The organism is Streptomyces sp. A2-16, assembly GCF_018128905.1.
GTDB lineage: Bacteria > Actinomycetota > Actinomycetes > Streptomycetales > Streptomycetaceae > Streptomyces.
Window position 1 is genome coordinate 645,200 of sequence record NZ_CP063808.1, and the last position, 24,375, is coordinate 669,574.

28 protein-coding genes are annotated in these 24,375 nt (G+C 70.3%); 10 read left to right on the top strand and 18 right to left on the bottom strand.

The annotated features are described in order from the left end of the window. Nucleotides 1-7: 7 nt before the first annotated feature. Complete coding sequence (locus tag IOD14_RS03060; RefSeq protein WP_212669593.1) at nucleotides 8-1,387, bottom strand: FAD-binding oxidoreductase; 1,380 nt, start codon at nucleotides 1,385-1,387, stop codon at nucleotides 8-10. A 522-nt stretch (nucleotides 1,388-1,909) separates the two neighbouring features. On the opposite strand from IOD14_RS03060, the gene hemB reads away from it, so the two are divergent. Both hemB and IOD14_RS03070 read left to right on the top strand, forming a co-directional pair. Next, nucleotides 1,910-2,902: a porphobilinogen synthase gene (gene hemB / locus IOD14_RS03065; RefSeq protein ID WP_123990917.1), complete on the top strand. Its 993-nt coding sequence runs from the start codon at nucleotides 1,910-1,912 to the stop codon at nucleotides 2,900-2,902. Nucleotides 2,903-3,186: 284 nt separating this feature from the next. After that, entirely contained in the window at nucleotides 3,187-3,543 is a 357-nt protein-coding gene (locus IOD14_RS03070; RefSeq protein WP_123990918.1) for a DUF805 domain-containing protein, read from the top strand. Nucleotides 3,544-3,572: 29 nt separating this feature from the next. On the opposite strand, the gene IOD14_RS03075 is transcribed toward IOD14_RS03070, so the two are convergent. Continuing rightward, nucleotides 3,573-3,749 carry a hypothetical protein gene (locus IOD14_RS03075; protein ID WP_174269197.1) on the bottom strand — a complete coding sequence of 59 codons (177 nt, stop codon included), beginning with the start codon at nucleotides 3,747-3,749 and terminating at the stop codon, nucleotides 3,573-3,575. A 235-nt stretch (nucleotides 3,750-3,984) separates the two neighbouring features. On the opposite strand from IOD14_RS03075, the gene IOD14_RS03080 reads away from it, so the two are divergent. Then, nucleotides 3,985-4,887 (top strand): SAM-dependent methyltransferase, encoded by a 903-nt coding sequence (locus tag IOD14_RS03080; protein WP_123990919.1) that lies wholly within the window; start codon nucleotides 3,985-3,987, stop codon nucleotides 4,885-4,887. Nucleotides 4,888-5,008: 121 nt separating this feature from the next. Beyond that, the gene (locus IOD14_RS03085; RefSeq protein ID WP_212669594.1) at nucleotides 5,009-6,220 is read left to right on the top strand and encodes a PLP-dependent aminotransferase family protein; all 1,212 of its coding nucleotides are present in this window, start codon (nucleotides 5,009-5,011) and stop codon (nucleotides 6,218-6,220) included. Here the strand turns inward: IOD14_RS03085 and IOD14_RS03090 are convergent. From IOD14_RS03090 to IOD14_RS03115, 6 genes are all read right to left on the bottom strand, one after another. Beyond that, nucleotides 6,204-6,707 carry a hypothetical protein gene (locus IOD14_RS03090; RefSeq protein WP_123990921.1) on the bottom strand — a complete coding sequence of 168 codons (504 nt, stop codon included), beginning with the start codon at nucleotides 6,705-6,707 and terminating at the stop codon, nucleotides 6,204-6,206. The two genes, IOD14_RS03085 and IOD14_RS03090, sit on opposite strands and share 17 nt — an antisense overlap. Then, a complete protein-coding gene (locus IOD14_RS03095; protein WP_212669595.1) occupies nucleotides 6,704-7,951 on the bottom strand; it encodes a putative T7SS-secreted protein in 1,248 nt (415 codons plus the stop codon). Before IOD14_RS03095 ends, IOD14_RS03090 begins: the two co-directional genes overlap by 4 nt. Continuing rightward, nucleotides 7,951-8,277: a hypothetical protein gene (locus IOD14_RS03100; protein WP_123990923.1), complete on the bottom strand. Its 327-nt coding sequence runs from the start codon at nucleotides 8,275-8,277 to the stop codon at nucleotides 7,951-7,953. The genes IOD14_RS03095 and IOD14_RS03100 overlap by 1 nt, the downstream gene beginning before the upstream one ends. 126 nt (nucleotides 8,278-8,403) lie before the next feature. Next, complete coding sequence (locus IOD14_RS03105; RefSeq protein WP_212669596.1) at nucleotides 8,404-9,234, bottom strand: DUF4253 domain-containing protein; 831 nt, start codon at nucleotides 9,232-9,234, stop codon at nucleotides 8,404-8,406. A gap of 42 nt (nucleotides 9,235-9,276) precedes the next feature. Then, a complete protein-coding gene (locus IOD14_RS03110) occupies nucleotides 9,277-9,453 on the bottom strand; it encodes a DUF397 domain-containing protein (RefSeq protein ID WP_212669597.1) in 177 nt (58 codons plus the stop codon). Continuing rightward, complete coding sequence (locus IOD14_RS03115; RefSeq protein WP_123990926.1) at nucleotides 9,450-10,277, bottom strand: helix-turn-helix transcriptional regulator; 828 nt, start codon at nucleotides 10,275-10,277, stop codon at nucleotides 9,450-9,452. Before IOD14_RS03115 ends, IOD14_RS03110 begins: the two co-directional genes overlap by 4 nt. 113 nt (nucleotides 10,278-10,390) lie before the next feature. Between IOD14_RS03115 and IOD14_RS03120 the strand changes: the two genes are divergently transcribed. After that, entirely contained in the window at nucleotides 10,391-10,792 is a 402-nt protein-coding gene (locus tag IOD14_RS03120; RefSeq protein ID WP_212669598.1) for an ATP-binding protein, read from the top strand. Nucleotides 10,793-10,820: 28 nt separating this feature from the next. Here the strand turns inward: IOD14_RS03120 and argS are convergent, their stop codons facing one another. Continuing rightward, nucleotides 10,821-12,575 carry an arginine--tRNA ligase gene (gene argS / locus IOD14_RS03125; RefSeq protein WP_212669599.1) on the bottom strand — a complete coding sequence of 585 codons (1,755 nt, stop codon included), beginning with the start codon at nucleotides 12,573-12,575 and terminating at the stop codon, nucleotides 10,821-10,823. Between the two features lie 134 nt (nucleotides 12,576-12,709). Between argS and lysS the strand changes: the two genes are divergently transcribed. Then, nucleotides 12,710-14,452: a lysine--tRNA ligase gene (gene lysS, locus IOD14_RS03130; RefSeq protein WP_123990929.1), complete on the top strand. Its 1,743-nt coding sequence runs from the start codon at nucleotides 12,710-12,712 to the stop codon at nucleotides 14,450-14,452. 100 nt (nucleotides 14,453-14,552) lie between these two features. Here lysS and IOD14_RS03135 read toward each other — a convergent pair whose 3' ends face one another. The 3 genes from IOD14_RS03135 to IOD14_RS03145 form a co-directional block, all read right to left on the bottom strand. Beyond that, nucleotides 14,553-15,833 carry a DUF2637 domain-containing protein gene (locus IOD14_RS03135; protein ID WP_212669600.1) on the bottom strand — a complete coding sequence of 427 codons (1,281 nt, stop codon included), beginning with the start codon at nucleotides 15,831-15,833 and terminating at the stop codon, nucleotides 14,553-14,555. A gap of 104 nt (nucleotides 15,834-15,937) precedes the next feature. After that, nucleotides 15,938-16,750, bottom strand: coding sequence for a DUF3558 family protein (locus tag IOD14_RS03140; RefSeq protein ID WP_123990931.1), 813 nt, complete (start codon nucleotides 16,748-16,750; stop codon nucleotides 15,938-15,940). A gap of 220 nt (nucleotides 16,751-16,970) precedes the next feature. Further along, nucleotides 16,971-17,783, bottom strand: coding sequence for a DUF3558 domain-containing protein (locus IOD14_RS03145; protein WP_212669601.1), 813 nt, complete (start codon nucleotides 17,781-17,783; stop codon nucleotides 16,971-16,973). A gap of 205 nt (nucleotides 17,784-17,988) precedes the next feature. Between IOD14_RS03145 and IOD14_RS03150 the strand changes: the two genes are divergently transcribed. Beyond that, entirely contained in the window at nucleotides 17,989-19,182 is a 1,194-nt protein-coding gene (locus IOD14_RS03150; RefSeq protein ID WP_123990933.1) for an RtcB family protein, read from the top strand. 14 nt (nucleotides 19,183-19,196) lie between these two features. On the opposite strand, the gene IOD14_RS44700 is transcribed toward IOD14_RS03150, so the two are convergent. Then, entirely contained in the window at nucleotides 19,197-19,322 is a 126-nt protein-coding gene (locus tag IOD14_RS44700) for a hypothetical protein (protein ID WP_280844731.1), read from the bottom strand. Then, nucleotides 19,319-20,083, bottom strand: a complete 765-nt coding sequence (locus IOD14_RS03155) for an SDR family NAD(P)-dependent oxidoreductase (protein WP_123990934.1) — start codon at nucleotides 20,081-20,083, stop codon at nucleotides 19,319-19,321. The genes IOD14_RS44700 and IOD14_RS03155 overlap by 4 nt, the downstream gene beginning before the upstream one ends. Before the next feature lie 134 nt (nucleotides 20,084-20,217). Here IOD14_RS03155 and IOD14_RS03160 point away from each other — a divergent pair, with 134 nt between their 5' ends. After that, the gene (locus IOD14_RS03160) at nucleotides 20,218-20,655 is read left to right on the top strand and encodes a nuclear transport factor 2 family protein (RefSeq protein WP_123990935.1); all 438 of its coding nucleotides are present in this window, start codon (nucleotides 20,218-20,220) and stop codon (nucleotides 20,653-20,655) included. A 10-nt stretch (nucleotides 20,656-20,665) separates the two neighbouring features. Here the strand turns inward: IOD14_RS03160 and IOD14_RS03165 are convergent, their stop codons facing one another. After that, nucleotides 20,666-21,001, bottom strand: a complete 336-nt coding sequence (locus IOD14_RS03165) for a YnfA family protein (RefSeq protein WP_123990936.1) — start codon at nucleotides 20,999-21,001, stop codon at nucleotides 20,666-20,668. Between the two features lie 137 nt (nucleotides 21,002-21,138). Between IOD14_RS03165 and IOD14_RS03170 the strand changes: the two genes are divergently transcribed. Next, nucleotides 21,139-21,597, top strand: a complete 459-nt coding sequence (locus tag IOD14_RS03170) for a hypothetical protein (RefSeq protein ID WP_123990937.1) — start codon at nucleotides 21,139-21,141, stop codon at nucleotides 21,595-21,597. A gap of 16 nt (nucleotides 21,598-21,613) precedes the next feature. Here IOD14_RS03170 and IOD14_RS03175 read toward each other — a convergent pair whose 3' ends face one another. Next, nucleotides 21,614-22,015: a helix-turn-helix domain-containing protein gene (locus tag IOD14_RS03175; protein ID WP_123990938.1), complete on the bottom strand. Its 402-nt coding sequence runs from the start codon at nucleotides 22,013-22,015 to the stop codon at nucleotides 21,614-21,616. A gap of 126 nt (nucleotides 22,016-22,141) precedes the next feature. On the opposite strand from IOD14_RS03175, the gene IOD14_RS03180 reads away from it, so the two are divergent. After that, complete coding sequence (locus IOD14_RS03180; protein WP_212669602.1) at nucleotides 22,142-23,029, top strand: NADP-dependent oxidoreductase; 888 nt, start codon at nucleotides 22,142-22,144, stop codon at nucleotides 23,027-23,029. A gap of 33 nt (nucleotides 23,030-23,062) precedes the next feature. Here IOD14_RS03180 and IOD14_RS03185 read toward each other — a convergent pair whose 3' ends face one another. After that, on the bottom strand, nucleotides 23,063-23,401 hold the full coding sequence (locus IOD14_RS03185) for a DoxX family protein (protein ID WP_123990940.1): 339 nt from the start codon (nucleotides 23,399-23,401) through the stop codon (nucleotides 23,063-23,065). 105 nt (nucleotides 23,402-23,506) lie between these two features. Next, nucleotides 23,507-24,322 (bottom strand): helix-turn-helix domain-containing protein, encoded by an 816-nt coding sequence (locus IOD14_RS03190; RefSeq protein WP_123990941.1) that lies wholly within the window; start codon nucleotides 24,320-24,322, stop codon nucleotides 23,507-23,509. Nucleotides 24,323-24,375: the final 53 nt, after the last annotated feature.

Sequence of the window (24,375 nt, forward strand, 5' to 3'; positions counted from 1 at the left end):
GCCTGGTTCAGGCCGCCGGGGCCACCGTGTGGCCGTAGCGCAGCAGGTTCTTCGGGTCGTACGTCGACTTCGTGCGGCGCAGGCGGTCGTAGACCTCCGGGGTCCAGGCGCGGGCGCGGTCCGTGTCGTCGCCCGGGGTGCCGTGCAGGTTGACCATGGTGCGGCCGGTGCCGTGCGGGGTCATGGCGGTGTTCAGAGCCTTCGTGGCGTGCTCGACCGCCTCGGCCATGGGGGGTGCGGCCAGGACGCCCACCGCCTCCATGAGGTACGCGGCGTCCCTCGCGCAGATCGCGTCCTCGACGTTCGCGGGGCGGGCCAGGGCGGCGCCCATGTGCCGGATCTCGACCATGAGGAGCGGGTAGTCGCCGGCGCCTGCCGCCGGGCCCGCCTGGTCGAGGAACGTGCCGATCGCTTCCGGGGTCAGTTCGCGCAGCAGGGTGCAGGACTCGCGGGCCGGGAGGGGGTCCTGGGGGTCCAGGTAGATGCGGTCCACGGCCGCGTACTCCATCTCCTCCACCGTGTCGATCACCACCGGTGCGGCCTCGCGGAGCGGGGCGAGGAGTTTCTCTCCTGCCTCCTTCTCGCCGGTCCAGGCGAGGCAGACCCTTGCCCAGAAGCCGCCGCGGAAGGGTTCGGGGATCTCCGGGAACGGGGGGAGGCGGAGCACGCTGAAGGTGCTGTTCATCTCCGGGGGGACGTCCTTCGTCCAGTTCGCCCAGGCGGTCAGCAGGGGTTCGGCGTCCTCGCCCGCGCAGTAGATGCCGCCGCCGAGGAGCCGTTGGAGGGGGAGGAGTTCGGTGACCAGGGAGGTCACCACTCCTACGTTGCCCTTGCCGCCGCGCAGGGCCCAGAAGAGGTCGGGGTCGGTGTCGGGGTCGGTGTGGTGGAGGGTGCCGTCGGGGGTGGCGACCTCGAAGGAGCGGATCTTGTCGGCGGCGTAGCCGTAGGTTCGGCCGAGGACGGGGAGGCCGCCGCCGAGGGTGTAGCCGACGACGCCTGCGTCGGTGGAGCTGCCGTTGAGGGTGGCGAGGCCGTGGGGGGTGGCTTGCTCCAGGACGTGTCGCCACTTCGCGCCGGCTGCGATGGTGGCGGTGCGGGTGTCTGTGTCCACGCGTACGTCGGTCATGCGGGCCGTGTTGATCAGCAGGCCGTTCTCTATCGGGAAGTTGGCGCCGTGGCCGGTGGCCTGGACGGTGACGGGGGTGTCGGTGGCCGAGGCCCAGCGGAGGGCGGTGACGATGTCTTCCGGGCTGGTGGCGCCTACGACGATGTCGGGGGTGTGGAGGGCGGCCAGGTTGAAGCCGGTGACTTCGTCGGCGTAGGTGGGGTCGCCGGGGTGGAGTACGGGGCCGTGTATGTGGGTGAGGGGTTCGTGGGGTGCAGCCATGGGGGGCCTCCTGCCTTGTGTTTTCAGCTTGGACCCGGGGGTGGGGTGGCGCATGTGGGGGTCTGCGGGGTGCGGGTGCCTGCGGCGCAGCTGCGGGTTCGGTGGGGGCGTGCGTAGCGCATGGGCCCCGGTGGTGGGGTCGGGGCCGGGGTGGGGGGTGTCCGTCCTCGGTCCGGCGGTTGCTGTGCCTGTGGCTGTGCTCGGTAACGGACGCCGGCCGCTGCGGGCGGACACCCCCCACCCCGTCCCCTGCGCGCCGTACGCGGCTTGCGGCCCGTCGTGCCGCACGGTCCGGCCACCGGCCCGTGGTGCCGCACGGTCCGGCGAACGGCCCGTCCTGGCGCAGGGTCACTGCAACCCCCTAGGGGCGCGGGGAACTGCGCGACCAGCCCCCACCGGCCGGCAGCCGCCCGATCACCTGACCCGGCACCCCCATAGGCGCCCGGCCCAAGGCCAGCGCGCAGCTGACCGCCCGACGCGACGTCGGTAAAGGGGGGTGTGGGGCGGGCGTAGCTTAGGGGTATGACGACGTACGGATCCTTTCCCGGTACCCGGCCCCGTCGGCTGCGCGGTACTGCTGTCATGCGGCGCATGGTCGCCGAGACCCGGCTGCACCCTGCCGACTTCATCCTTCCGGCGTTCGTGCTGGAGGGGGCGAGTGAGCCGGTGCCGATCTCGGCGATGCCCGGGGTCGTGCAGCACACGCGGGACAGTTTGAAGAAGGCCGCTGCCGAGGCCGTGGCCGCCGGGGTGTCCGGGATCATGCTGTTCGGGGTGCCCGAGGAGGGGAAGAAGGACGCTCTCGGGACGCCCGGGACCGATCCCGACGGGATTCTGCAGGTCGCCATTCGGGACGTGCGGGCCGAGGTCGGGGACGAGTTGCTCGTGATGTCGGATCTGTGTCTCGACGAGACGACCGATCACGGGCACTGCGGGGTGCTGGACGCCGAGGGGCGGGTCGACAACGACGCCACCCTTGAGCGGTATGCCGAGATGGCCCAGGTGCAGGCCGACGCCGGCGCTCATGTCGTGGGGCCGAGCGGGATGATGGACGGTCAGATCGGGGTCGTACGGGATGCCCTCGATCAGATCGGGCGGGAGGATGTCGCCATCCTCGCCTACACGGCCAAGTACGCGTCCGCCTTCTACGGGCCGTTCCGGGAGGCCGTCGGCTCCTCGTTGCAGGGGGACCGCAAGACCTATCAGCAGGATCCCGCGAACGCGCGGGAGTCGCTGCGGGAGCTCGCCCTCGATCTGGAGGAGGGCGCCGACATGGTGATGGTCAAGCCGGCCGGGCCCTATCTCGACATCCTCGCGCGGGTCGCGGACGTCGCGGACGTGCCGGTCGCCGCCTATCAGATCTCCGGTGAGTACTCGATGATCGAGGCCGCCGCCGAGAAGGGCTGGATCGACCGGGACCGGGCGATCCTGGAGGCACTGACCGGAATCAAGCGGGCCGGGGCGCAGAACATCCTCACCTACTGGGCGACCGAGGTGGCGCAGAAGCTCCGCTGACGGAGCCGCCGAACGGTGTGTCACGGCAACGGTTCGAGCTCGGTCCGGATACGGGCAGAGCTCGAACCGGCCAACGTCCGGATAACAACGCCCACTTCGCCCGGTGATCTTCTGGTGTTCTGTCCGTAATTCGCATCCGGATGCGGTGGATTTGTCAGGCCCTCGCTTTGATGGACTGCTTACATGCGTCGAATTGACGAGTTCCCGACATCCTCCATATCTTCTGCGCCTGGCCTGATCCATTCGGAACGGTTCCGAACGGCGATCTCAGGGGGGACACCACCATGAGCTGGTTCATCGAAGTTCTCAAGAAGTACGCGGTCTTCAGCGGGCGTGCGCGCCGCAAGGAATACTGGATGTTCGCCCTGTTCGCCGGGATCATCTACGTCGTGTTCGCCGTCCTCGGCGTCGTCACCAAGCAGTCGTGGCTCGTGGCGATCCCCTACCTCGGCTTCCTGCTGCCGGGCCTGGCCGTCACCGCGCGCCGTCTGCACGACACGGGCCGCAGCGGCTGGTGGATCCTGTTCGGGCTCGTTCCGCTCGTCGGTGGCATCACCCTGTTCGTCTTCTCGGTCCTCGACAGCGAGCCGGGCGACAACAAGTACGGCCCCAACCCGAAGCTGGTCCCCGCGCACGTGTGATGACGCAGCTCTGCTTCGAGGCCGCCCGGTCAGTTCCGGGCGGCCTTCTGGCTTTCCGCGGAGTTCACCGCGGCCGCCTTGTCCGCGGCCGGGCCCTCGTCGCGTACGCCCTGGCCGTCCTTGCAGCCCGTGAGGGTGAGGAGCGCGAGGAGGGTCAGCAGGGCGAGGAAGGTGGGGGTGGTGGGGGTGTGGGGTCGGGTGGGCATGGGATCAGGCTGCGGGGGAGCGGGCGCGATCGCCAGCCCTGGTGGGGGATTCGGGACGGCCTTGCCGCAGGGACCGCTTCGACCTGCGCAGATGTGGTTTCCCGAGTGTCTCCTGTGGGACGCGGGACGGGGTGTCCGGGGCACCGGGCACCATCAAGTCGGCCTGGGAGTTAGGTTCTTGACCAACGCGGTGGTTGTCCGTTGAAGGACCGACACACTCACAGGGGAGACGCCCATGTCCGGTGACGCGCTGAGCCAGGACCCGGCCGAGCTGGCCAAGAGGATCGACACCACCAGGGCCCATCCGGCCCGTGTCTACGACGTCTTCCTCGGCGGCAAGGACAACTACCCCGCCGACCGGGCCGCGGCCGCCGCCGCGCTCGCCGCCAACCCCCGCGGCTATCTCGACGTGCGCCACAACCGTGACTTCATGCGCCGCGCCGTCGACCGGCTGGCCGGGCAGGACGGGATCCGGCAGTTCCTCGACATCGGCACCGGGCTGCCCACCGCCGAGAACGTCCACCAGATCGCCCAGCGGATCCACTCCGACTCGCGGGTCGTGTACGTCGACAACGACCCGGTGGTGCTGGCGCACGCCCGCGCCCTGCTCACGAGCGGGCCCGAGGGGCGTACGGACTACATCGACGCCGACTTCAGGAATCCCGCGCAGATCCTCGAACAGGCCGCCAAGACCCTGGACTTCGACCGGCCGATCGCGCTGTGCCTGGTCGCGCTCCTGCACTTCGTCGAGGACGCGGAGGCCTATCCGATCGTGCGCGGGCTCGTGGACGCCCTGCCCGCGGGAAGCCGGATCATGCTCAGCCATCTGACCGACGAGATGCATCCCGAGCCCGCCCGCGCGGTCCAGCGGACCTACACCGAGCGCGGGTTCACCTTCGTGTTCCGCTCCAGGAGCGAGGTGGAGCGGTTCTTCACCGAGACGCCGGGTGTCTCGCTGGACGAGCCCGGTGTGGTGCCCGCGCACCTGTGGCACCCCGGGCCCGCGCCCGCGCCGCCCGCCATCGACGTGGAGGACTTCGAGTCCCTCGACGACATCGAGAAGATCCGCTACCGCGACATCAACGACGTCACGGACGACGACATCAACGTCTACGGGGCCACCGGCACCAAGGCCTGAGCGGCGGTTCCGGGCGAGCCGGCCGCGCGGTGGCGTCCGCATCGCGGAAAGGTGCTTGTAGGCGGCACTCAGTTGCCTAGGCTGCGCTGCACCCAGTCGTCGCAGCCGAAGGAGCCGTTCCATGACGGTGCCCACGTACGCCCCCGTGCCGCCGCTCGCCGCCCGGGCCCGCGCGGTCGGCGGGTCGCCCGTACGGGACATCCTGGCCGTCACCGCCCGGCCCGAGGTGATCAACTTCGCGGGCGGGCTGCCGGCCCCCGAGCTGTTCGACGCGGAGGGGATCGCCGACGCCTTTCGGGCGGTGCTGGAGGAGGCGCCTTCGCGGGCGCTGCAGTACTCGACCACCGAGGGCGAGCCCGTGCTGCGGGCGGCCCTCGCCGAGCGGATGTCGGCCCGCGGGCTCGCCACCGGCGCCGACGACGTCCTCGTCACCACCGGCTCCCAGCAGGCGCTGTCGCTGCTCGCCACCGCGCTGATCGAGCCCGGGGACACGGTCCTCGTCGAGAGCCCCTGCTATCTGGCCGCCCTCCAGGCCTTCGGCTTCGCCGGCGCCCGGGTGGTGGCCGTGCCCGGGGACGAGGAGGGGCCCGACCCCGTGGCGCTGGAGGAGCTCGTCGTGCGGGAGCGGCCCAAGCTGCTCTACACCGTGCCCACCTTCCAGAACCCCACCGGGCGGACCATGTCGGCGGGGCGCCGGGCCGCCGTCGCGTCCGTGGCCGCGCGGTGCGGGCTGTGGATCGTCGAGGACGACCCGTACGGCGAGCTGCGCTTCGAGGGCGAGCGGGTGCCGTGGATCGCCGCCCACGCGGAGGCCGGCGACCGGGTCGTGCTGCTCGGGTCCTTCTCCAAGGTCATGGCCCCCGGACTGCGGCTCGGCTGGCTGCGGGCCCCCGGTGAGCTGCGGCGGGCCTGCGGGGTCGCCAAGCAGGCCGCCGATCTCCACACCCCGACCGTCAACCAGCTCGCCGCGACGCGCTACCTGGCCGACCGGGACCTGGACGCGCATGTCCGGCGCGTGGCAGGGGTCTACGGGGAGCGGCGGGACGCGATGCTCGCGGGCCTGGCCGATGCCCTGCCCGAGGGGTCGGCCTGGACGCGTCCCGAGGGTGGCATGTTCCTGTGGGCACGGCTCCCGTCGTCGTACGACACCACCGCGCTGCTCCCGCAGGTCGTGACCCGGGACGTGGCCTACGTCCCGGGGGCGCCCTTCTACGCCGGTGCGCCCGACCGCTCGACCCTGCGGCTGTGCTTCGTGACGCAGACGCCGGAGGAGATCGGGGAGGGGCTGCGGAGGCTGGGGGAGGGACTGTCAGGCCCTAGCCGAAGGGTGTGACGGACGGGGAGGTCCAGAAGGTCACGGTCGGACCGTAGGTCCCGTCCTCCTCGTCGCTCACCTCGACGGTGACCTCCAGGTCGGGGTACCGGGAGGACAGGACGCCCTGCCAGCATTCCCCCAGAGCCAGCGCGAGTTGGGGCAGTTCCTCGCCGAGCTGGTCGTCGTCCGTCAGGGGTGTGTTGACGAACGTGTCCCACAACTTGACCTGGTTGGTGACTGCCTCGACACGTTCCCTGTCGTCGCCCAGCTTCGTGAACCAGTTGTCGACGTTCTCCTGACCGAACCGCTCCTTGAGGAACACACCACCGCGGTACTCGACCGTCTCGGGGCAGAACAGCCAGGCCGCGGCCAGAACGAACCGCAGGCCGCCCTCGAAGTCGAGGTAGTTGGCCGGGGTGAGCCCCTCGTCCTTCCACTCCGTACGCCACCGGGTGAAGAACGCCGGCAGCTTCCGGTCGGTCCACGACGGCTTGCTGCTGGTCACGGGATCTCCCAGGGGAACGCGGCGCGCACTTCGTTCGACGGGCGCACGAAGACCTGGCCGGTTTTCGGGTTGGTGTTGCGCTCGTACTCTACGACGTGCGGGGTGTCCACCCCGCCGTGCGGACGGCCCTCCAGGTCCACCCGCTTCACCGCACGGCCTTCGGAGTCGTACGTCGTGTAGTTGGTGACCTTGCCGGTCTGCGGGTCCGTCTTGTAGAGGGTGCCGTCCTTCGGGCCGTTCTCCACCGGCAGGTTGTTTCCCGCGCGGCCGCCGGTGCCCTTGTACTGCTGGCCGTTCTTGATCAGGTCGGACGCCGGCTGCTGTGAGGAGCCGCCGGTGCCGGAGCCCTCGCTGTTCATACGGAGGGGTTCGACCTGGGAGTCGCTCGTGGCGTGCTGGGCGAGGTCCACGGCGCCGGCGCCCGCCAGGCCGACGCCCGCGGTGATCCCGGCGGCGGACACGACGTTGAGGGGTACGCCGGCGATGGCACCGACCCCGGTGGCGTCCAGGGCGACGCCGAGACCTTCGCCGCCGGCGCTGACACCGGCCAGGAGCATGCCGCCGAGCATCGCCGCGCTGTCGCCGGGGTGCTGGAGCATGGCGTTGCCGAAGGAGGCGAGGTCGTTGACGACCGTCTTGCCGCCGTCCACCAGCCCGTCTCCCACGTCGCCGAGGAAGTCGCCGACCTTGGACCAGAACCCCGGGCGCTCCGGGGCGGACTCGGTGGCCTTCCTCACCAGCGCGGCGGCGGTGTGCCCGGCGGTCTCCACGTTGCCGCGAGCGGTGTCGAGAGCCGCACGGGCGGCGGCACGGTCCGCCTCACCGGGGTCGTCGAAGGGGATCTCGGTGTTGTCCCCTCTGCCGCGCGCCTCGCCGACCTGCCGGTCATGGGCGTTCCTGGCGTTCGTGGTGGCCGCCTCGCCGCGCGCGTACTGCGCTATGGCCTCGGCCGCGCGCTGCTGGGCCGCGCGCAGGGTGTGCAGGTAGTCGTACAGGGCGTTGGCGGCGGTGTGGAACTCCTTGCCCGCCTCGGTCCATCGGGCGGGCTGGCCGTGGAAACGGTCCCGGAAGGCGTCGCCGGCAGGGCCCCGCCAGCCGTCCTCGGTGTCGACCTTCGCCAGTCCTTCGCCGGCCTCGATGAGGACGTCGCCGTAGGCGAGCAGGGCCTGTGCGGTCGTGGTCAGGGAGTCCGGTGAGCCGGGGACGAGCGCGCGGGGGTCCGACGTCTCGCCGAGCTGGGCCATCAGGACGCCCCCGGGTCTGTTCCGGATGGCGACTGGAGAATGCCCTCGGTGGAGAGCTGGATGTGCTCCTCGGCCGCTTCGTAGTTCTTGACGCAGCGGTTCAGCCGGTCGGAGACCTCGGCGCCGTCGGAGGCCAGGTGCGAGACGCCGATGTTCCACCGGTCGGTGAAGTCGACGATCGCGGAGGCCAGTTCGTCGTGCCCGAAGTCACCCTTGGGGGCGTCGATGTCGCTCACCTTCTTGGTGGCCATCGCGTTCAGCGTGGTGCTGATCCCGGAGGCGGCCTTGCGCAGCGCGCCGAGGTCAACGGAAAAGCCGTCCGGCATGCTGAGCGCCCTCCCCCTGTTAAGGACCGCAAACGAGAAGGGAGTTTAGCGATGGATTCGGCGAGTCGAGGCTGGAGGAGGTGACTTGAAAGGCAATTTGCTCATGGGAGACCTCTGATTTGCCTTTCAGTCCCACCAGAAGGACCAGACTCGTTGGCCCAGCACCGCGTGGTCGGCGTACTCGGACAGGGTCTCGTGGTGTCCCTGGGTGATGTTGTCCGGGCAGAACGCGAAGTGTTCTGCGGCGACGGCCTGCGCCTCGTCCTGCGTCGTGGGTGGAGCGGCGACGGACACGATCAGCCGGTCGAAGGTGAGCGCGATGACGCGTATGCCGAAGCGGTCCTCCCAGGAGCGGAGGATCGCGCAGAGACGGGCCACGTCGTCCTCGTAGTTCAGCGGGCCCGCCCAGCCGATGGCCGCCGGGATGTCGGCGCTGCGGCGGGCGGGCACCAGGGCGAGGCGCGGGTCCTTGAACCACGAGCCCTCGTCGAGAAGCGCGTCGGCCGTCTCGGCGGCGCGGGTGTCCGGGTCGGCGGGCAGGGAGGCCGGGGCCGGGGCCGGGGCGGGGCCGGGCCAGGTCTCGTCGAACGGGGCGATCGTCTCGTCGAGGTCGTCGGGCTCCTCGATCGCGTACGCCCAGTACTCCGCCAGGAGTTCCTCCGGGTCGTGATCCCCGGGGTACGACATCTCCCCGGGCATCAACTCCCACTCGTCCGGCCCGCCTTGCGTGCCACCGACGTCCAGCAGCACAGGCAGCAACCCGGTTCGCGCGGCCTGAGCGCCCAGCGCGGTCCACGCTCCGGACGAGGCCGCGTACTCGGCATGCCACAGCAGCGGTTCGTGCCACGGGCCGTCGTCGGTCGCGTCGATCAGTCTCCCGAGGGGGAGCCCGAGGCCGAGCGAACGACCGCTCGGGTCTGCCGCGAGGGTGGGCAGCGGGTTGGGAAGAGTCGCCATGTCAGTGACTGTAGGGGGAGCCACTGACAATGGCCGACGGCACTACTTGAGACCGGTGGTGAAGGCGGTCCAGGTGGTGGGGGCGACTTGGAGGGTGGGCTCGGGGTTCTTGGAGTCGCGGATGTGGATGGCCTGGGGGCAGAGGGCCACCTCGACGCACTGGCCGCCCTCGTCGCCGCTGTACGTCGACTTGAACCAGTGAAGTGCTTCGGCGCTCATTGCTCTCCTAGCAGGCGGTCGAGCAGATCCCTGGAGTCCTGTGTGGTCAGGGCCTGTGTCCGCAGCATCGCATATTTGCGCGCCAGCCTGGACACCTCATCCGGGTCGGAAACCCACTGGCTGCCGCGCTGCGACTCGGTGTACGCGAGGTGCTGGTGGTCCGGTGTTTCGAGGAGCGTGAAGGGGCCGTTGAGGCCGGCGTTGTAGGGACTGTTCAGTGGCAGGAACTGGAGGGACACGCAGGGGAGTTCGGTCAGCGCTCGCAAATGCCGCAGTTGCTCCCTCCAAACGTCCTGCCCGCTGATCCTCATGTGCAGCACGGGCTCCCACACGATGAAGCTCAGCGTCGGCGGATTCCTGCGGTGCAGGATCTCCTGGCGCTCCAGGCGGGCCGCCGTACGCGTCTCGATCTCGTCCTCGTCATACGCGGGAACCCGGTTGCGGAGCACGGCACGGACGTACAGGTCGGTCTGGAGCAGGCCCGGCAGCACGGCGTTGTCGTACCAGGACAGGGAGATGGCCTCCCGCTCGTGCTCCATGTAGAGCTCGGCCCACATCGGGAACTGGTCGATGTCCGGCAGGTTGGCCACCCCCGCCGCCAACATCCCCTTCGTCTCCAGGACTTCGTCCAGCACCGCGGCCAGGTCCGGTTTCAGCGTCCGTCTGCCCTGCTCGATCGACGCGATGGTCTCCTCGTCGACGCGCACCAGTTCGGCGAGGGCGGTCTGGGTGTGGCCCGCGGCGCGGCGGGCGGTGCCGAGTTGCTTGCCCAGCATCTTCATGGACGTGAGGTTCTTCGGCCGCGGCGGCTTCCTGGCGCTCATGACGGTCTCCATCCCCCTCCGGACACGTACGTCACCGGGTGCGAGCCCGTACAAAAGATCTGTACGGGTTCACCGAGTGATCCACCGTAGTCACTCTCCGCAACTCTCGTCCCGTGAACGAGACGACCCGACCACCGCTCCTGCGCGAGAGGTTCTTCCGACGCGAACGCCGATCCGCGCAGGCCGCGAGGCACTTCACGGCCGAGGCCCTGGCCGGCTGGGGGCTCGCGGAGACCTCGCGGGCGGACGACGTACTGCTCTGCGTGAGCGAACTGGTGACCAACGCGCTGCTGCACGGGGTGCCGCCGGGACGGCAGTTGCGGCTGTTCCTGCGCCACGAGGTGCACGCGCTGGTCGTCGAGGTGCACGACAGCGGACCCGGGGTGCCGCATGTCGTGCACGACGGGGACGAGGGCGGCCGGGGGCTGCTGCTGGTCTCCGCGCTGAGCGACAAGTGGGGGGTGCGGGAGCGGGAGTTGGGCAAGGCGGTGTGGTGCGAGTTCGGGCTGCCGTGAGCTCGCGGCCACACCGCCTACAAGACGGTCAGAGGCGCTCGGGCGTCCTGATGCCCAGCAGGGCCATGCCCTGGTGCAGGGTGCGAGCCGTCAGGTCGCAGAGGAGCAGGCGGTTCTCGACCTGGGCCGGGGAGTCCGCCTTGATGACGGGGCACTTGTCGTAGAACGACGTGTAGTGCGAGGCCAGCTGGTAGAGGTACGCGGCGAGCTTGTGCGGGGCGTACTCCGCGGCCGCCTCGAAGACCGTGCTGCCGAACGCGTCCAGGTGCAGGCCCAACGCCCGCTCCGCGTCCGCCAGTTCGAGCTCCGGGTGCGCGGACGGCCGTACCTCTCCCGCCTTGCGCAGGATCGACTGGATACGGGCGTACGCGTACTGGAGGTACACGGACGTGTCGCCGTTCAGCGAGACCATCTGGTCCAGGTCGAACTTGTAGTCCCGGTTGGGGGACGTGGACAGGTCCGCGTACTTCACCGCGCCGATGCCGACCTGCGCCGCCCGCTCCTGGATCTCGTCCTCGGTGAGGTCCTGTGCCTTCTCCCGCACGACCTCGGCGGCCCGCTCGACCGCCTCGTCCAGCAGGTCCTCCAGCTTGACGGTCTCGCCCTCACGCGTCTTGAACGGCTTGCCGTCCGCGCCCAGCACCGTGCCGTAGCCCATGTTGTGCGCGGTGACCTCGTCGGTCAGCCAGCCCGCGCGGCGGGCCGCCTCGAAGACCATCTTGAAGTGGAGGGACTGGCGTACGTCCACCACGTACAGGAGGGACGTCGCGTGCAGGTCGGTGACCCGGTTGCGGATCGCCGTGAGGTCGCTCGCCGCGTAGCCGAAGCCGCCGTCCGCCTTCTGCACGATCAGCGGGACCGGCTGGTCGTCCTTGCCGCGGATCTCGTCGAAGAACACGACGAGGGCGCCCTCGGAGCGCACCGCCACGCCCATCTCCTCCAGGAGGCGGGCGGTCTCGGGCATGCCGTCGTTGTACGCCGACTCGCCGACGATCTCGTCGTCCCGGATCTCCATGTCCAGCTTCTCGAAGACCGAGTAGAAGTAGACCTTCGACTCGTCCACGAACTGCTGCCAGAGGTCGAGCGTCTCCTTGTCGCCGGACTGCAGGGCCACGACCCGCTTCCGCGCCCGCTCCTTGAACTCCTCGTCGGAGTCGAAGACCACACGGGACGCCTTGTACACCCGGTTCAGGTTCGACATGGCCTGCTCGCCGTCGACCTCGTCCGGCGGGGCCAGCTCGCCCGGGTTCTCGATCAGGTACTGGATGAGCATGCCGAACTGCGTGCCCCAGTCGCCGATGTGGTGCCGGCCGATCGTCTTCTCGCCGGTGAAGTCGATCATGCCCCGCAGGGCGTCACCGATCACCGCGGACCGCAGGTGGCCGACGTGCATCTCCTTGGCCACGTTCGGCTGGGCGTAGTCGATCACGGTGATGCCGGGCTCGTCCTTGAGCGGTACGCCGAGACGGTCGCCGTCCTCGTACCGCGCGGCGAGGTTCTCGGTGATCGCCCGGTCGGTGAGGGTGATGTTGAGGAAGCCGGGACCGGAGACCTCGACGTCCTTGATCACGTCACCGGTGACGATCCCGGAGACGACCTGCGTCGCCAGCTCCCTCGGGTTCGCCTTCGCCTTCTTGGCGAGCGCCAGGATGCCGTTCGCCTGGAAGTCGGCCCGGTCGCTGCGTCGCAGCAGTGGGTCCGCGGAGGCCGCCGGCAGGGCGGCGGAGATCGCGGAGCCGAGCTGCTGGTTGACGGAGTCGCTGAGGGACGTGACCGGGGCCATGGGAGTGGGTGCCGTTCTCCTCGGGGGATCAGATAGACACGGTCAGTATCCCATGGGGGGTAAAGCGGTTTTCTCCGGCGCGGGGCGGTCTGGGAGAATGGAGCCTCCATCAACGCCATCAGTAAAAAGAGGACGTGCCGATCGTGGGTCAGAGCGCTGAGACCACCGACTGGGTCTCCCGTTTCGCGGACGAGGTCATCGAGGAGTCGGAGCGTCGGGCCCCGGGCAAACCGGTCGTCGTCGCGTCCGGGCTTTCCCCCTCCGGGCCCATCCACCTCGGGAACCTGCGCGAGGTCATGACCCCGCACCTCGTCGCCGACGAGATCCGGCGCCGGGGACATCAGGTGCGCCACCTCATCTCCTGGGACGACTACGACCGGTACCGGAAGGTGCCGGCCGGTGTGCCCGGGGTCGACGAGTCGTGGGCCGAGCACATCGGCAAGCCCCTGACCTCCGTGCCCGCCCCGAAGGGGTCGGCGTTCCCGAACTGGGCCGAGCACTTCAAGGCCGCCATGGTCGACGCGCTCGCCGAGCTGGGTGTCGAGTTCGACGGGATCAGCCAGACCGCGCAGTACACCTCCGGCGTCTACCGCGAGCAGATCCTGCACGCCATGGCGCACCGCGGGGACATCGACGCGATCCTCGACCAGTACCGCACCAAGAAGGCCCCGGCCAAGAAGCAGCAGCAGAAGGCCGTCGACGAGGCCGAGCTGGAGGCCGCCGAGGGGTCCGGCGCGGCCGCCGAGGACGACGGGTCCTCCGGATCCGCCGGGTACTTCCCGTACAAGCCGTACTGCGGCAACTGCGAGAAGGACCTCACCACGGTCACCTCCTACGACGACGCCACGACCGAGCTGTCGTACACCTGCAACGCCTGCGGGTTCTCCGAGACCGTCCGGCTCAACGAGTTCAACCGCGGCAAGCTGGTCTGGAAGGTCGACTGGCCGATGCGGTGGGCCTACGAGGGTGTCGTCTTCGAGCCGAGCGGTGTCGACCACTCGTCCCCGGGCTCCTCCTTCCAGGTCGGCGGACAGATCGTCGGGATCTTCGGCGGGAAGCAGCCGATCGGGCCGATGTACGCCTTCGTCGGGATCTCCGGGATGGCGAAGATGTCGTCGTCGAAGGGCGGGGTGCCCACGCCGGGCGACGCGCTGAAGATCATGGAGCCGCAGCTCCTGCGCTGGCTCTACGCCCGCCGCCGGCCCAACCAGTCCTTCAAGATCGCCTTCGACCAGGAGATCCAGCGGCTCTACGACGAGTGGGACAAGCTGGACGCCAAGGTCGCCGAGGGGGCCGCCCTGCCCGCCGACGTCGCCGCACATGCGCGTGCGGTGGGCACGGCCGGCGGGGAACTGCCCCGGACGGCACGCGTGCTGCCGTACCGGACGCTCGCCTCCGTCGCCGACATCACCGCCGGGCACGAGGACCAGGCGCTGCGGATCCTCAGCGAGCTGGACCCCGACAACCCGCTGTCGGCGCTGGACGAGGCCCGGCCCCGGTACGACAAGGCCGAGGCCTGGATCAACACGCAGGTGCCCGCCGACCAGCGGACCATCGTGCGCGCCGAGCCCGACGCCGAACTGCTGAAGTCCCTCGACGAGGCGGCGCAGCAGTCGCTGCGGCTGCTCCTGGACGGGCTGGCCTCGCACTGGTCGCTCGACGGGCTCACGCATCTCGTGTACGGCGTGCCCAAGGTGCAGGCCGGGTTCTCCGCGGACGCCACGCCCAAGGAGCTGCCGGCCGAGATCAAGACGGCCCAGCGGACGTTCTTCGCGCTGCTGTACCAGCTGCTGGTCTCGCGGGACACCGGGCCGCGGCTGCCCACGCTGCTGCTGGCAGTGGGGCAGGAGCGGGTCAGGGCGCTGCTCGGGGAGTAGGCGGTACGACGAAGGGGCCCTCGTTTTCGGACGAGGGCCCCTTTCGTGTCGCCGTCTGCTGTCTGCTGTCTGGCGTCTGCCGTCTGCCTGGGCATCCGGCTCAGGCGATGTGGTCTTCCTCGAGCTCCGCCGTGTGGCGGTTGGTGAAGCGGTTCACCATGCGCTCGGCCTCACGCTGCGGGAGCGTCACGCCGTAGGTCGCCTCCACGTCGCCCCTGAGCTGGCCGGGGGAGGGGTAGCTGCCGTCTATCGACTTCTTGAAGACCTGGTAGAAGTCGTCCTCGGTCGGTTCCGGAGGACCCCCGCCCTCGCCGAGTTCGCGGGTACGGCCGTTGGTCACCGGGATCGGAAAGCTGCCGGTCTCCTCCATCGAGGGCTCCCGCGGGGGCTCCTCGTACTGGATCTGCTGGAGCTCGTACTGCTCGGCCTCGATCTGTTCCTCGTACCACCGCTCGTACTGCTCGGCGGGGTCGTAGTTGGGGTTGTAGCCGCCCTGGTACTCGATCTGCTTGGGGGTCTCGAACCACGGACTCTGATCGAGCTCGGGATCGGGATCGGGCTCGGGTGCGGGGCGCTGCTCGCCGGCGGGCGCCGCCTGCTGGGGGACGGGAGCGGCCACAGCCGCACGACTGCCGGCAGCCGCGTCGACGGGGGCGGCCGCGGGCAGTTGCGCGGGCGCCGGGGCCGGTGGCAGCAGCACCGGTTCGATTCCCGCCGCCGCCAGCCCCGCCGGGCCCGTCTCCGCCAGCGGTACGCCGTACCGGGCGAGCCTCAGGGGCATCAGGGACTCCACCGGGGCCTTCCGGCGCCACGCCCGGCCGAAGCGGGAGTGGAGGCGGGCCTGGTAGACCAGACGGTCCTGTTCGAGCTTGATGACCTGCTCGTAGGAGCGCAGCTCCCACAGCTTCATCCGGCGCCACAGCAGGAACGTGGGGATGGGGGAGAGGAGCCAGCGGGTGAGGCGGACCCCCTCCATGTGCTTGTCCGCCGTGATGTCCGCGATACGGCCGATGGCGTGCCGGGCCGCCTCCACCGACACCACGAACAGGATCGGGATCACCGCGTGCATGCCCACGCCCAGCGGGTCCGGCCAGGCAGCCGCGCCGTTGAAGGCGATCGTGGCGGCCGTCAGGAGCCACGCCGTCTGGCGCAGCAGCGGGAACGGGATGCGGATCCACGTCAGGAGCAGGTCCAGGGCCAGCAGGACACAGATGCCCGCGTCGATACCGATCGGGAACACGTAACTGAAGTTCCCGAAGCCCTTTTGGATGGCGAGTTCACGGACGGCCGCGTACGACCCCGCGAAGCCGATGCCGGCGATGATCACGGCGCCGAACACGACCACGCCTATGAGCACGCGGTGCGTTCGAGTCAGTTGCATGGGCGCGGCCACCCGTACTCCCCTCCCTGTGCGTCTTGTTGCGCGCAACAGAGTGGCACATTTGTGCTGCGCACGGGTGGCCGGTATGGGCCGTCAGTTCTACTTCAGCTCGTCTTCGCGGCCGACTTGGACGGAGAAGCCGACTTCGAAGCCGACTTCGACGCGGACGGGGACGGGGAGTTCTTCGACGGGGCCTTGGAACCCGAAGCGGACTCGGACGGGGCCGGGTTCGCCGCTCCGCCCTCGCCGTTCGCCGCCGACACCGCGCCCACCGCCTCCTTGGCGGCCTGCTCCGCGAGCTTCGCCAGCGAGTCCGCGCTCGGCGCCTTGTCCCCGGCCAGACCCGCGCCGTTGTAGTCGACGGTGACGACGACGTTCTCCACGCGCGTGACGACCGTCTGCTGCTTGAAGGAGCCTTCCTTCTTCTTCAGGTCGTAACGCACCAGCGTCGCCGTGTCGCCCGTCCCGGCCACCGCCTGCGACTTGGTGTTCTTCGCGCCGGCCACCGACTGGGCGTCCTGGATCTGCTGCGTGTAGTACTTCTGCGCCTGCGCCTCGCCGGTACCGCGCGAGGTGTCCGACTCGAAGCGCAGCAGCGACACGTTCAGCCAGCGGAACTGGGAACCCTTCACGCCGTTGTTGTCGAGGCTGCTCCAGGAGCAACTGCCGCGCGTACCCGCCTCCGAGGTGCCCTTCTTGCCGGACTTCGACGCCTCCGGGACCAGCGACTTCAGGGTCTTCGAGGACAGCACCCCGCACGAGTCGGGAAGCGACTTGTACGCCGCCGCCTGCACCGTGGGTGCCGCGCTCGCCGAGGCGGACGCACCACTGTCGGCGCCCTTGCCGCTGTTCGCGCTGCCGCTCCCGCTGTCGCCGCCGGAGCCGGAGTCGGAGGAGCAGCCAGTGGCGATCAGCATCACCGGGACTGCGGCCGCGCAGACAAGGACGCGGTGAAGACGCTTCGCTCGCTGGGCAACCTGGTCACGCTCTGCTCGTCGCTGCATGGTTCCTTCACTCATGACGCTTGTGGTTCCTGCCGTCGGATCGGGTCCGAGGGGCCACGGTACGCGGTGAGGATGCCGTGCGGTCCAGCTTCGAATGCTTTGTGCGCACGGGTGAGGGCTGTGTGGAGAGCGCTCAGCCGGACAGCGAGCCGGCCAGCTGAGAGGCCAGTTTCCGGGCGTTGTCCTGCATTTCCTTGCTGTCCGGGGTGACGCCGATCGTCGTCGGCTGCTCCTCGTACTCGATCGTCACGATCACGTTGGACGTGCGGAACGCCACAGTCACCTTGCGCTGCTGGGCCGTCGAACCCGAGTTGCTCAACGCGTCGTCCAGGAACGCCTCGTCGCCCAGATCGTCCAGGAGCCGGGGCTGGAGATCGGACGGGGTGAGGGAGGCCGAGGCGCTCGGACTGGCCGAACCGCTCGGGGTGCCCGTGGAGGAGGCCGGGGTGCCGGGGGTGGAGCTGTCGGACACGTCCGAGGTGGCGCTCGACGTAGCCGCCGGCAGATCCGCCTTCTCCACGGCCTGCGCGAAGAGCTGCTGCGCCTGGCTGTCGTCGCTGACCGCGTTGTCGTACGACACCACACGCTCGAAGTCGACCGACAGGTACTCGGTGGCGTCCGTGGCCTCCACCTTCCAACGGCAGCCGACCTTGCGGTCCGTGTCGTAGGTGAGCGTGGCCTCGCCCTCGTAGGCCTTGGCGCGCTGGTCCTCGTCGGGGATTTGCTGGATGCCGGGCAGGAGCGCGTCGAGGGTGCTCTGGCCGACCGCGCCGCAGGCCTCGGGCAGGGTGCGGTACTTGCCGGGCTGGGCGACGGCGGAGGCGGTGCCGGCGTCGCCGGGGTTGGCGTTGTCCGTCGTGCCGTCGCCGCCGGAGCTGCCGGTGCAGCCGGCCAACAGCGCCGCGAGGAGGGCGGCGACGCCGGGTACGTAGGCCTTCCGCTGCACGGTGGGGCTCCTCTCGGATTGTCTCCGACTCGTGGGGATCTCAGTGTCCCCGCAGGTTATTCGCTTGCCGCACGGGGGCGCCCCCTGCAGACAATGTGTATCGCACGCACTGCCGTGAACGCCGGTCCGTCATCCCATACGTCGACCTTGGCGCCGGTTTTGCGATTTAAGACTTCTGTTGGTTTTGCGGGGGAATGAGGACGATATGTCGTACGTGGAGATGCCGGGCGCGAAGGTCCCGATCCGTATGTGGACCGACCCGGCGACGGTGGAGGACGTGGCGCTCCAGCAGCTGCGCAACGTGGCCACTCTGCCCTGGATCAAGGGCCTCGCGGTCATGCCGGACGTCCACTACGGCAAGGGGGCGACGGTCGGTTCGGTCATCGCGATGCAGGGTGCGGTGTGCCCGGCCGCGGTGGGGGTGGACATCGGCTGCGGGATGTCGGCGGTGCGGACGTCCCTGACGGCGAACGACCTGCCGGGGGACCTGTCCCGGCTGCGGTCGAAGATCGAGCAGGCCATTCCGGTGGGGCGGGGGATGCATGACGATCCCGTCGACCCGGGGCGGATGCACGGGTTCGCGACCGCCGGCTGGGAGGACTTCTGGGGGCGGTTCGACGGGGTGGCGGATGCGGTCAAGTTCCGTCACGAACGCGCCGGAAAGCAGATGGGAACGCTCGGGTCCGGCAACCACTTCGTCGAGGTCTGCACGGACACGACCGGTGCCGTCTGGCTGATGCTGCACTCCGGTTCCCGGAACATCGGCAAGGAGCTGGCCGAGCATCACATCGGCGTGGCCCAGAAGCTCCCGCACAACCAGGGGCTGGTCGACCGCGACCTCGCCGTCTTCATCGCGCAGACACCGCAGATGGCGGCGTACCGCAACGACCTCTTCTGGGCGCAGGAGTACGCGAAGTACAACCGCACGATCATGATGGCTCTCCTCAAGGACGTGGTCCGCAAGGAGTTCAAGAAGGCCAGGCCGACCTTCGAGCCGGAGATCAGCGCGCACCACAACTACGTGGCCGAGGAGCGTTACGACGGCATGGACCTGCTCGTGACCCGCAAGGGCGCGATCCGGGCCGGCTCCGGCGAGTACGGCATCATCCCGGGCTCCATGGGCACGGGGTCGTACATCGTGAAGGGCCTCGGCAACGAGAAGGCCTTCAACTCGGCCTCGCACGGCGCGGGTCGGCGCATGAGCCGCAACGCGGCCAAGCGGCGGTTCTCGACGCGGGACCTGGAGGAGCAGACGCGGGGCGTGGAGTGCCGCAAGGACTCCGGTGTCGTGGACGAGATCCCGGGTGCCTACAAGTCGATCGACCAGGTCATCGACCAGCAGCGGGACCTGGTGGAGGTCGTGGCGAAGCTGAAGCAGGTCGTGTGCGTGAAGGGGTGAGGCACTGCCGCCGTTCACTTCGGGGCGTGCATCACCGCGTAGATCATGACGAACGCCACGATGTGGATGCCGAAGAGGAAGTAGGCGAGCCACCACCACATCTGGCGTTCGTCGTGGGGGTCTTTCCGGTCAGGGGTCACTGGGTTCGGTGGACCTTCGTGTTGGAGGCCTGGGCCCGGGGGCGCAGGACCAGGAGGTCGACGTTGACGTGGCTGGGGCGGGTGACCGCCCAGGTGATGGTCTCGGCGACGTCGTCGGCGGTGAGGGGCTCGGCCACGCCCTGGTAGACCTTCGCCGCCTTCTCCTGGTCGCCGCCGAAGCGGGTCAGGGCGAACTCGTCGGTCTTGACCATGCCGGGCGCGATCTCGATCACGCGGACCGGGCGGCCGACGATCTCCAGGCGCAGGGTCTCGGCGAGGACGTGTTCACCGTGCTTGGCGGCGACGTAGCCCGCGCCGCCCTCGTAGGTGCCGAGGCCCGCCGTCGAGGAGACGACGACGATCGTGCCGTCGCCGCTCGCGTCGAGCTTGGGCAGGAGTGCCTGGGTGACGTTCAGGGTGCCGATGACGTTCGTCTCGTACATCGTGCGCCAGTCGGCCGGGTCGCCGGTGGCCACCGGGTCGGCGCCGAGTGCTCCGCCGGCGTTGTTGACCAGGACGCCGATCGTCTTGAAGGCGGTGGCGAACTCGTCGACCGCGGCCCGGTCCGTCACGTCCAGCTGGTAGGCCGTCGCCTGGTGGCCCGCCGCGTTGATCTCCTCCGCGAGCGCCTCGATGCGGTCCTTGCGGCGGGCGGTCAGGACGACGCGGTAGCCGGCCGCGGCGAGTTGGCGAGCCGTGGCGGCGCCGATTCCGCTGCTCGCACCGGTGACGACGGCGATGCGGGACGCTGCGCTGGGCATGGGTGCTCCTCGGACGGGTGGATGAGCCGGCCTCGCCAGGATAGGCGGGCGGCCCGGCCTTCCTCTCGGGCGGTCCGGATCGCGGGCCGGTGAGAAGATGAGGTGGGTGGTCCCCTGACATGCGGAGGTGGATCATGGGAGAAGCGCGTGAGGTCATGGACCGGCTCACCGATGCGCTCACCACGCACCCGGACCTGAAGGTCATCGCCGAGCTGTACGCCGAGGACGCGGTCGCCCGGACCCCGGACGAGGGGGAGATCCGCGGTCGCGACAGCATCGTGGAGTACTGGCGGCAGATGACGGAGGCGGTGCCGGACGCCAGGTTCGAGTCGCTGCACGCCTACGAGGCCGGGGACACGGCCATCGACGAGGGCGTCTACAGCGGACGCAACACCGGGCCGATCCAGCTGCCCACCGGTGAGACGCTCCCGGCGACGCAGAAGGAGATCAGGATCCGCGGGGTGGACATCGCCACGGTGCGGGACGGCCACATCGTGGACTACCGGCTCTACTTCGACGAGATGGAGTTCCTGGGGCAGCTCGGGCTGCTGCCCGACGGCGAGACCTCCTGACCGCGGCCGCTCAGTCGCCCCGCGGGGCGTACATGATCACCGCCATGCCGGCGAGGCAGACCAGTGCGCCCGTGAGGTCCCAGCGGTCGGGGCGGTAGCCGTCCGCCACCATGCCCCACAGGATCGAGCCGGCCACGAAGATGCCGCCGTACGCGGCGAGGATGCGGCCGAAGTGGGCGTCCGGCTGGAAGGTGGCGACGAAGCCGTAGGCGCCGAGGGCCAGGACACCGCCCGCGGTCCACATCCAGCCGCGGTGCTCCCGCACGCCCTGCCACACGAGCCAGGCGCCGCCGATCTCGAAGAGGGCGGCGACGACGAAGAGGGCGGCGGAGCGGGCTACGAGCACGGGGGTCAGCTTCGCATGCCGGTGTGCCGGGGCCGTCCACCCGCTGTCACCTGATGGAGGGCGCCTGTCGGCTGCCGTACGTGGGATACATCCATGCGACCACGGCGGCCGGCCGTCGGCAGACAGGAGTGGGTGGCATGCGGATGCTTGCGGTGTGGGGTGCGGTCGCCGCGATGGTGGCGGGCGGGGGTACGGCGGCCGCCGCGGCCGGGCCCGAGGCGGATCTGGCGTATCACGGGGCCGCGTCCATGGCCGGGGGGCGGGTGGACGTGCGGTTCACGCCGCGCAATCACGGGCCCGCCGCGGTGCCGGACGCGACCGTGCGCCTGCGGTGGTCCGAGCCGCTCGTGAACGGACAGTCGCTGCCGCAGGGGTGTGCGCGGTCGCAGGAGCGGGAGGTGCTGTGCCGGGTGGGGGCACTGGCGGCGGACGGAGTGGGGGAGCGGGTCGAGATGCGGGTGCGGTTGCTGGGGGTGCCGTCGGAGGTGCTGCTGGAGATCGACACGGTGTGGAACGGGGGGACGGTGGACCGCAACCGGGAGAACGACCGGCAGCGGGTGCTGGTGCTGGACAGCGGGGACGAGTACTACTTCTGACGGCCCCGGGCGGGCGTCAGCCGGAGTTCGTGTCGTAGCGCTCTCTTGCCTCGTGGACCTCTTCGATGTGGGTCTCCGCCCAGGTCTTCACCGCCGTCAGGAGGCCCGCGAGGCTGCGTCCCAGAGGCGTCAGGTCGTAGTCGACCCGCACCGGGACCGAGGGGGTGACCGTGCGGCTGAGGATGCCGTCGCGTTCCAGGGCGCGCAGGGTCTGGGTGAGCATCTTGGGGCTGACGCCGGCGATCTTGCGACTGAGGTCGCTGTAGCGCATGGGGCCGGTCGACAGGGCCGCGACGACGAGGCTGACCCACTTGTCGCTGAGGCGGTCCAGGAGCTGGTTGGTGGGGCAGCCCTTGATGAACGCGTCGTACTCCTCGCGCGCCTGTTCGCGCCGCTGGGCCGCTGTCATGGTCGGCATGGCTCACCTCCGGGGTACGTACGCACCTTTGGGTAACTACTTACCAATGGATAGTAGCTCTTCCTAGGGTTGCTGGCAGCGGCGGAGATACCGGCGCGAACAGCTACCAATGGGGAGTTTCCAGTCATGCGTGCTGCAGTGGTGAGGACCTTCGGCGGGCCCGAGACCGTGGAGGTGGTGGAGAGCGAACTGCCCGAGCCGGGGGCCCGGCAGATACGGATCAAGGTGGCCGGGGCCGCCCTGAACCCGGTGGACCTCGGTGTCCGGGGCGGCTTCTTCGGCGGGGCGGGCAAGCAGATCGGCCTCGGCTGGGATGTCGCCGGCACGGTGGACGCGGTGGGCGTCGCGACGGTGTGGAGCGTCGGGGACGCGGTGGTGGCTCTGCACGGCGGTGTGGCCAAGACGCTGGGCACGCACGCCGAGTACGTCGTCGTGGACACGGATGCGGTCGCCCAGGCACCGGCCACGGTCGACGCGGTGCACGCGGCGACGCTGCCGCTGAACGCGCTGACCGCCGTACAGGCCCTGGATCTGCTGGAGTTGACCGAGGGGCAGTCGCTGCTGGTCACGGGGGCGGCGGGGGCCGTCGGCGGTTACGCCGTCCAACTCGCCGCGCACCGGGGGGTGTCGGTGACCGGGCTGGCCCGCCAGGACGACGAGGAGTTCGTACGGTCCCTGGGCGCCGCGGAGTTCACGAGCACGGTCGCCGCCGGGACCTTCGACGCCGTCCTGGACACGGCGGTGCTCGGTGAGGCGGCGCTGGAGCGGGTGCGGGACGGGGGCGCCTATGTCGGCGTACGGCCCGGAGCGCACCCCGGATCGGTGCGCGGGGTGCGGACGGGGTCCGTCGAGGTGGCCGCGGACGGTGCACGCCTGGCCGAGCTGGCGCGGCTGGTGGACGAGGGGGTGCTGACGCTCCGGGTGGCCGGAGCGTACGCCCTGGACGAGGTGTCCAAGGCGCACGCGCGGCTCGAGGAGGGCGGGGTGCGCGGGCGGCTCGTGCTGGTGCCGTAGGCCGTGGACCGGCCGGCGGGCCGGGGCCCCGTCTCAGGTCAGGGTCAGGGTCGCGATCACCGGGGTCGCGTAGACCAGTGGGAAGGGGATGTGCGTGTAGCGGTGGGCGCGGGCCACGGTGACGACGGCTCCGGTGAAGTAGAGGACCAGGCCGATGCCGGCCGCGAGGCCGATGTAAGGGACGAAGAGTCCCGCCAGCAGGCCCGCCGCGCCGGCGAGCTTGGCCGTGCCGAGCAGGTTCCACCAGGCGCGGGGGACGCGGTAGTCGGTGAGGGCCTTGACGATCCAGTCGGCGCGGGTGAGGACGACGGTGCCGGAGTAGCCCGCCATGGCGGCGGCGAGCAGGGTGACGACGGTGTGGGTGACGGACATCGTGGGGGCTCCTTCGGGCTCCGGGCTTCGGTTTCACCGGGTTGACCCGGGGCGGAGCGGGAGTGTGACAGGCCGGCCGGATTTTTTTCGGAGCCAGGCCCTGGGTCAGCCCGCGGCCGCCTGGGCGTACGCGGTCGGCGGGACCCCGACGGTCGCCGTGAAGTCCCGTACCAGATGGGCCTGGTCGGCGTAGCCGAGGTCGGCGGCGAGGGCGGCCCAGTCGACCTGGCCGCGGGTGCCGGCGAGCTCCAGGGCCTCGTGGATGCGGTAGCGGAGGATGACCCACTTCGGCCGTACCCCGACGTACGCCGAGAAGAGCCGTTGCAGGGCCCGTACCGAGAGTCCCGCCGTGGCGGCGAGGTCGTCGACGCGGCGGACGGAGCGGTCGTCCCGGACCCGGTCGGCGAGGGCAGCGGCGAGGTCGGCCCGCGGGTCGGGGGCGGCCGGGGCGAGGGGGAGCAGGAAGGCGTCGAGCGCGGCGACGCGGGACTCGTCGTCGGCGGGGGTCACCACGGAACCGGCGGTGTCCGCCGTGATCCGCGGGAACACGTCCGGCGCGGGCAGCACCCGGCCCGTCCAGTGGGACACCGGGTGCTCGGGGGCGTACGGCCGGAAGCCGCCGGGGCGGAACTTCACCCCGCACACCCGGCCCCGGCCGGTGAGCCTCCTGGTGTAGAGGCCGACGGGGATGCCGGTCAGCTCGGCGTAGGGCGGTCGCCGGTCCCTCTGGAAGGTGAGGTGGACGGACGGGTGCGGGACGACGTGGGAGACGTAGGGCTCGGGCAGGTCCCAGTCGATGAACCAGTACTGCTCGACGTACCGGCGCAGCGGCTCGGCGGGCGGGTGGCGGCGGAACCTCACCCGGGTCAGCAGTCCGGCCGGGTCGACGATCCCGCGGGTGTCGCGGCGGGGGGCGGCCATGAGGGGATCGTACGTCCGGTGTCGGGCGTCGCGTTTGTTCAAGAAGGACGGGC

Coding starts and splice junctions, on each gene's coding strand:
- IOD14_RS03060 (WP_212669593.1), bottom strand. CDS start 1,387: ATGGCTGCACCCCACGAACCCCTCACCCACATACACGGCCCCGTACTC.
- hemB (WP_123990917.1), top strand. CDS start 1,910: ATGACGACGTACGGATCCTTTCCCGGTACCCGGCCCCGTCGGCTGCGC.
- IOD14_RS03070 (WP_123990918.1), top strand. CDS start 3,187: ATGAGCTGGTTCATCGAAGTTCTCAAGAAGTACGCGGTCTTCAGCGGG.
- IOD14_RS03075 (WP_174269197.1), bottom strand. CDS start 3,749: ATGCCCACCCGACCCCACACCCCCACCACCCCCACCTTCCTCGCCCTG.
- IOD14_RS03080 (WP_123990919.1), top strand. CDS start 3,985: ATGTCCGGTGACGCGCTGAGCCAGGACCCGGCCGAGCTGGCCAAGAGG.
- IOD14_RS03085 (WP_212669594.1), top strand. CDS start 5,009: ATGACGGTGCCCACGTACGCCCCCGTGCCGCCGCTCGCCGCCCGGGCC.
- IOD14_RS03095 (WP_212669595.1), bottom strand. CDS start 7,951: ATGGCCCAGCTCGGCGAGACGTCGGACCCCCGCGCGCTCGTCCCCGGC.
- IOD14_RS03100 (WP_123990923.1), bottom strand. CDS start 8,277: ATGCCGGACGGCTTTTCCGTTGACCTCGGCGCGCTGCGCAAGGCCGCC.
- IOD14_RS03105 (WP_212669596.1), bottom strand. CDS start 9,234: ATGGCGACTCTTCCCAACCCGCTGCCCACCCTCGCGGCAGACCCGAGC.
- IOD14_RS03110 (WP_212669597.1), bottom strand. CDS start 9,453: ATGAGCGCCGAAGCACTTCACTGGTTCAAGTCGACGTACAGCGGCGAC.
- IOD14_RS03115 (WP_123990926.1), bottom strand. CDS start 10,277: ATGAGCGCCAGGAAGCCGCCGCGGCCGAAGAACCTCACGTCCATGAAG.
- argS (WP_212669599.1), bottom strand. CDS start 12,575: ATGGCCCCGGTCACGTCCCTCAGCGACTCCGTCAACCAGCAGCTCGGC.
- IOD14_RS03135 (WP_212669600.1), bottom strand. CDS start 15,833: ATGCAACTGACTCGAACGCACCGCGTGCTCATAGGCGTGGTCGTGTTC.
- IOD14_RS03140 (WP_123990931.1), bottom strand. CDS start 16,750: ATGCTGATCGCCACTGGCTGCTCCTCCGACTCCGGCTCCGGCGGCGAC.
- IOD14_RS03150 (WP_123990933.1), top strand. CDS start 17,989: ATGTCGTACGTGGAGATGCCGGGCGCGAAGGTCCCGATCCGTATGTGG.
- IOD14_RS03155 (WP_123990934.1), bottom strand. CDS start 20,083: ATGCCCAGCGCAGCGTCCCGCATCGCCGTCGTCACCGGTGCGAGCAGC.
- IOD14_RS03160 (WP_123990935.1), top strand. CDS start 20,218: ATGGGAGAAGCGCGTGAGGTCATGGACCGGCTCACCGATGCGCTCACC.
- IOD14_RS03170 (WP_123990937.1), top strand. CDS start 21,139: ATGCGGATGCTTGCGGTGTGGGGTGCGGTCGCCGCGATGGTGGCGGGC.
- IOD14_RS03175 (WP_123990938.1), bottom strand. CDS start 22,015: ATGCCGACCATGACAGCGGCCCAGCGGCGCGAACAGGCGCGCGAGGAG.
- IOD14_RS03180 (WP_212669602.1), top strand. CDS start 22,142: ATGCGTGCTGCAGTGGTGAGGACCTTCGGCGGGCCCGAGACCGTGGAG.
- IOD14_RS03185 (WP_123990940.1), bottom strand. CDS start 23,401: ATGTCCGTCACCCACACCGTCGTCACCCTGCTCGCCGCCGCCATGGCG.
- IOD14_RS03190 (WP_123990941.1), bottom strand. CDS start 24,322: ATGGCCGCCCCCCGCCGCGACACCCGCGGGATCGTCGACCCGGCCGGA.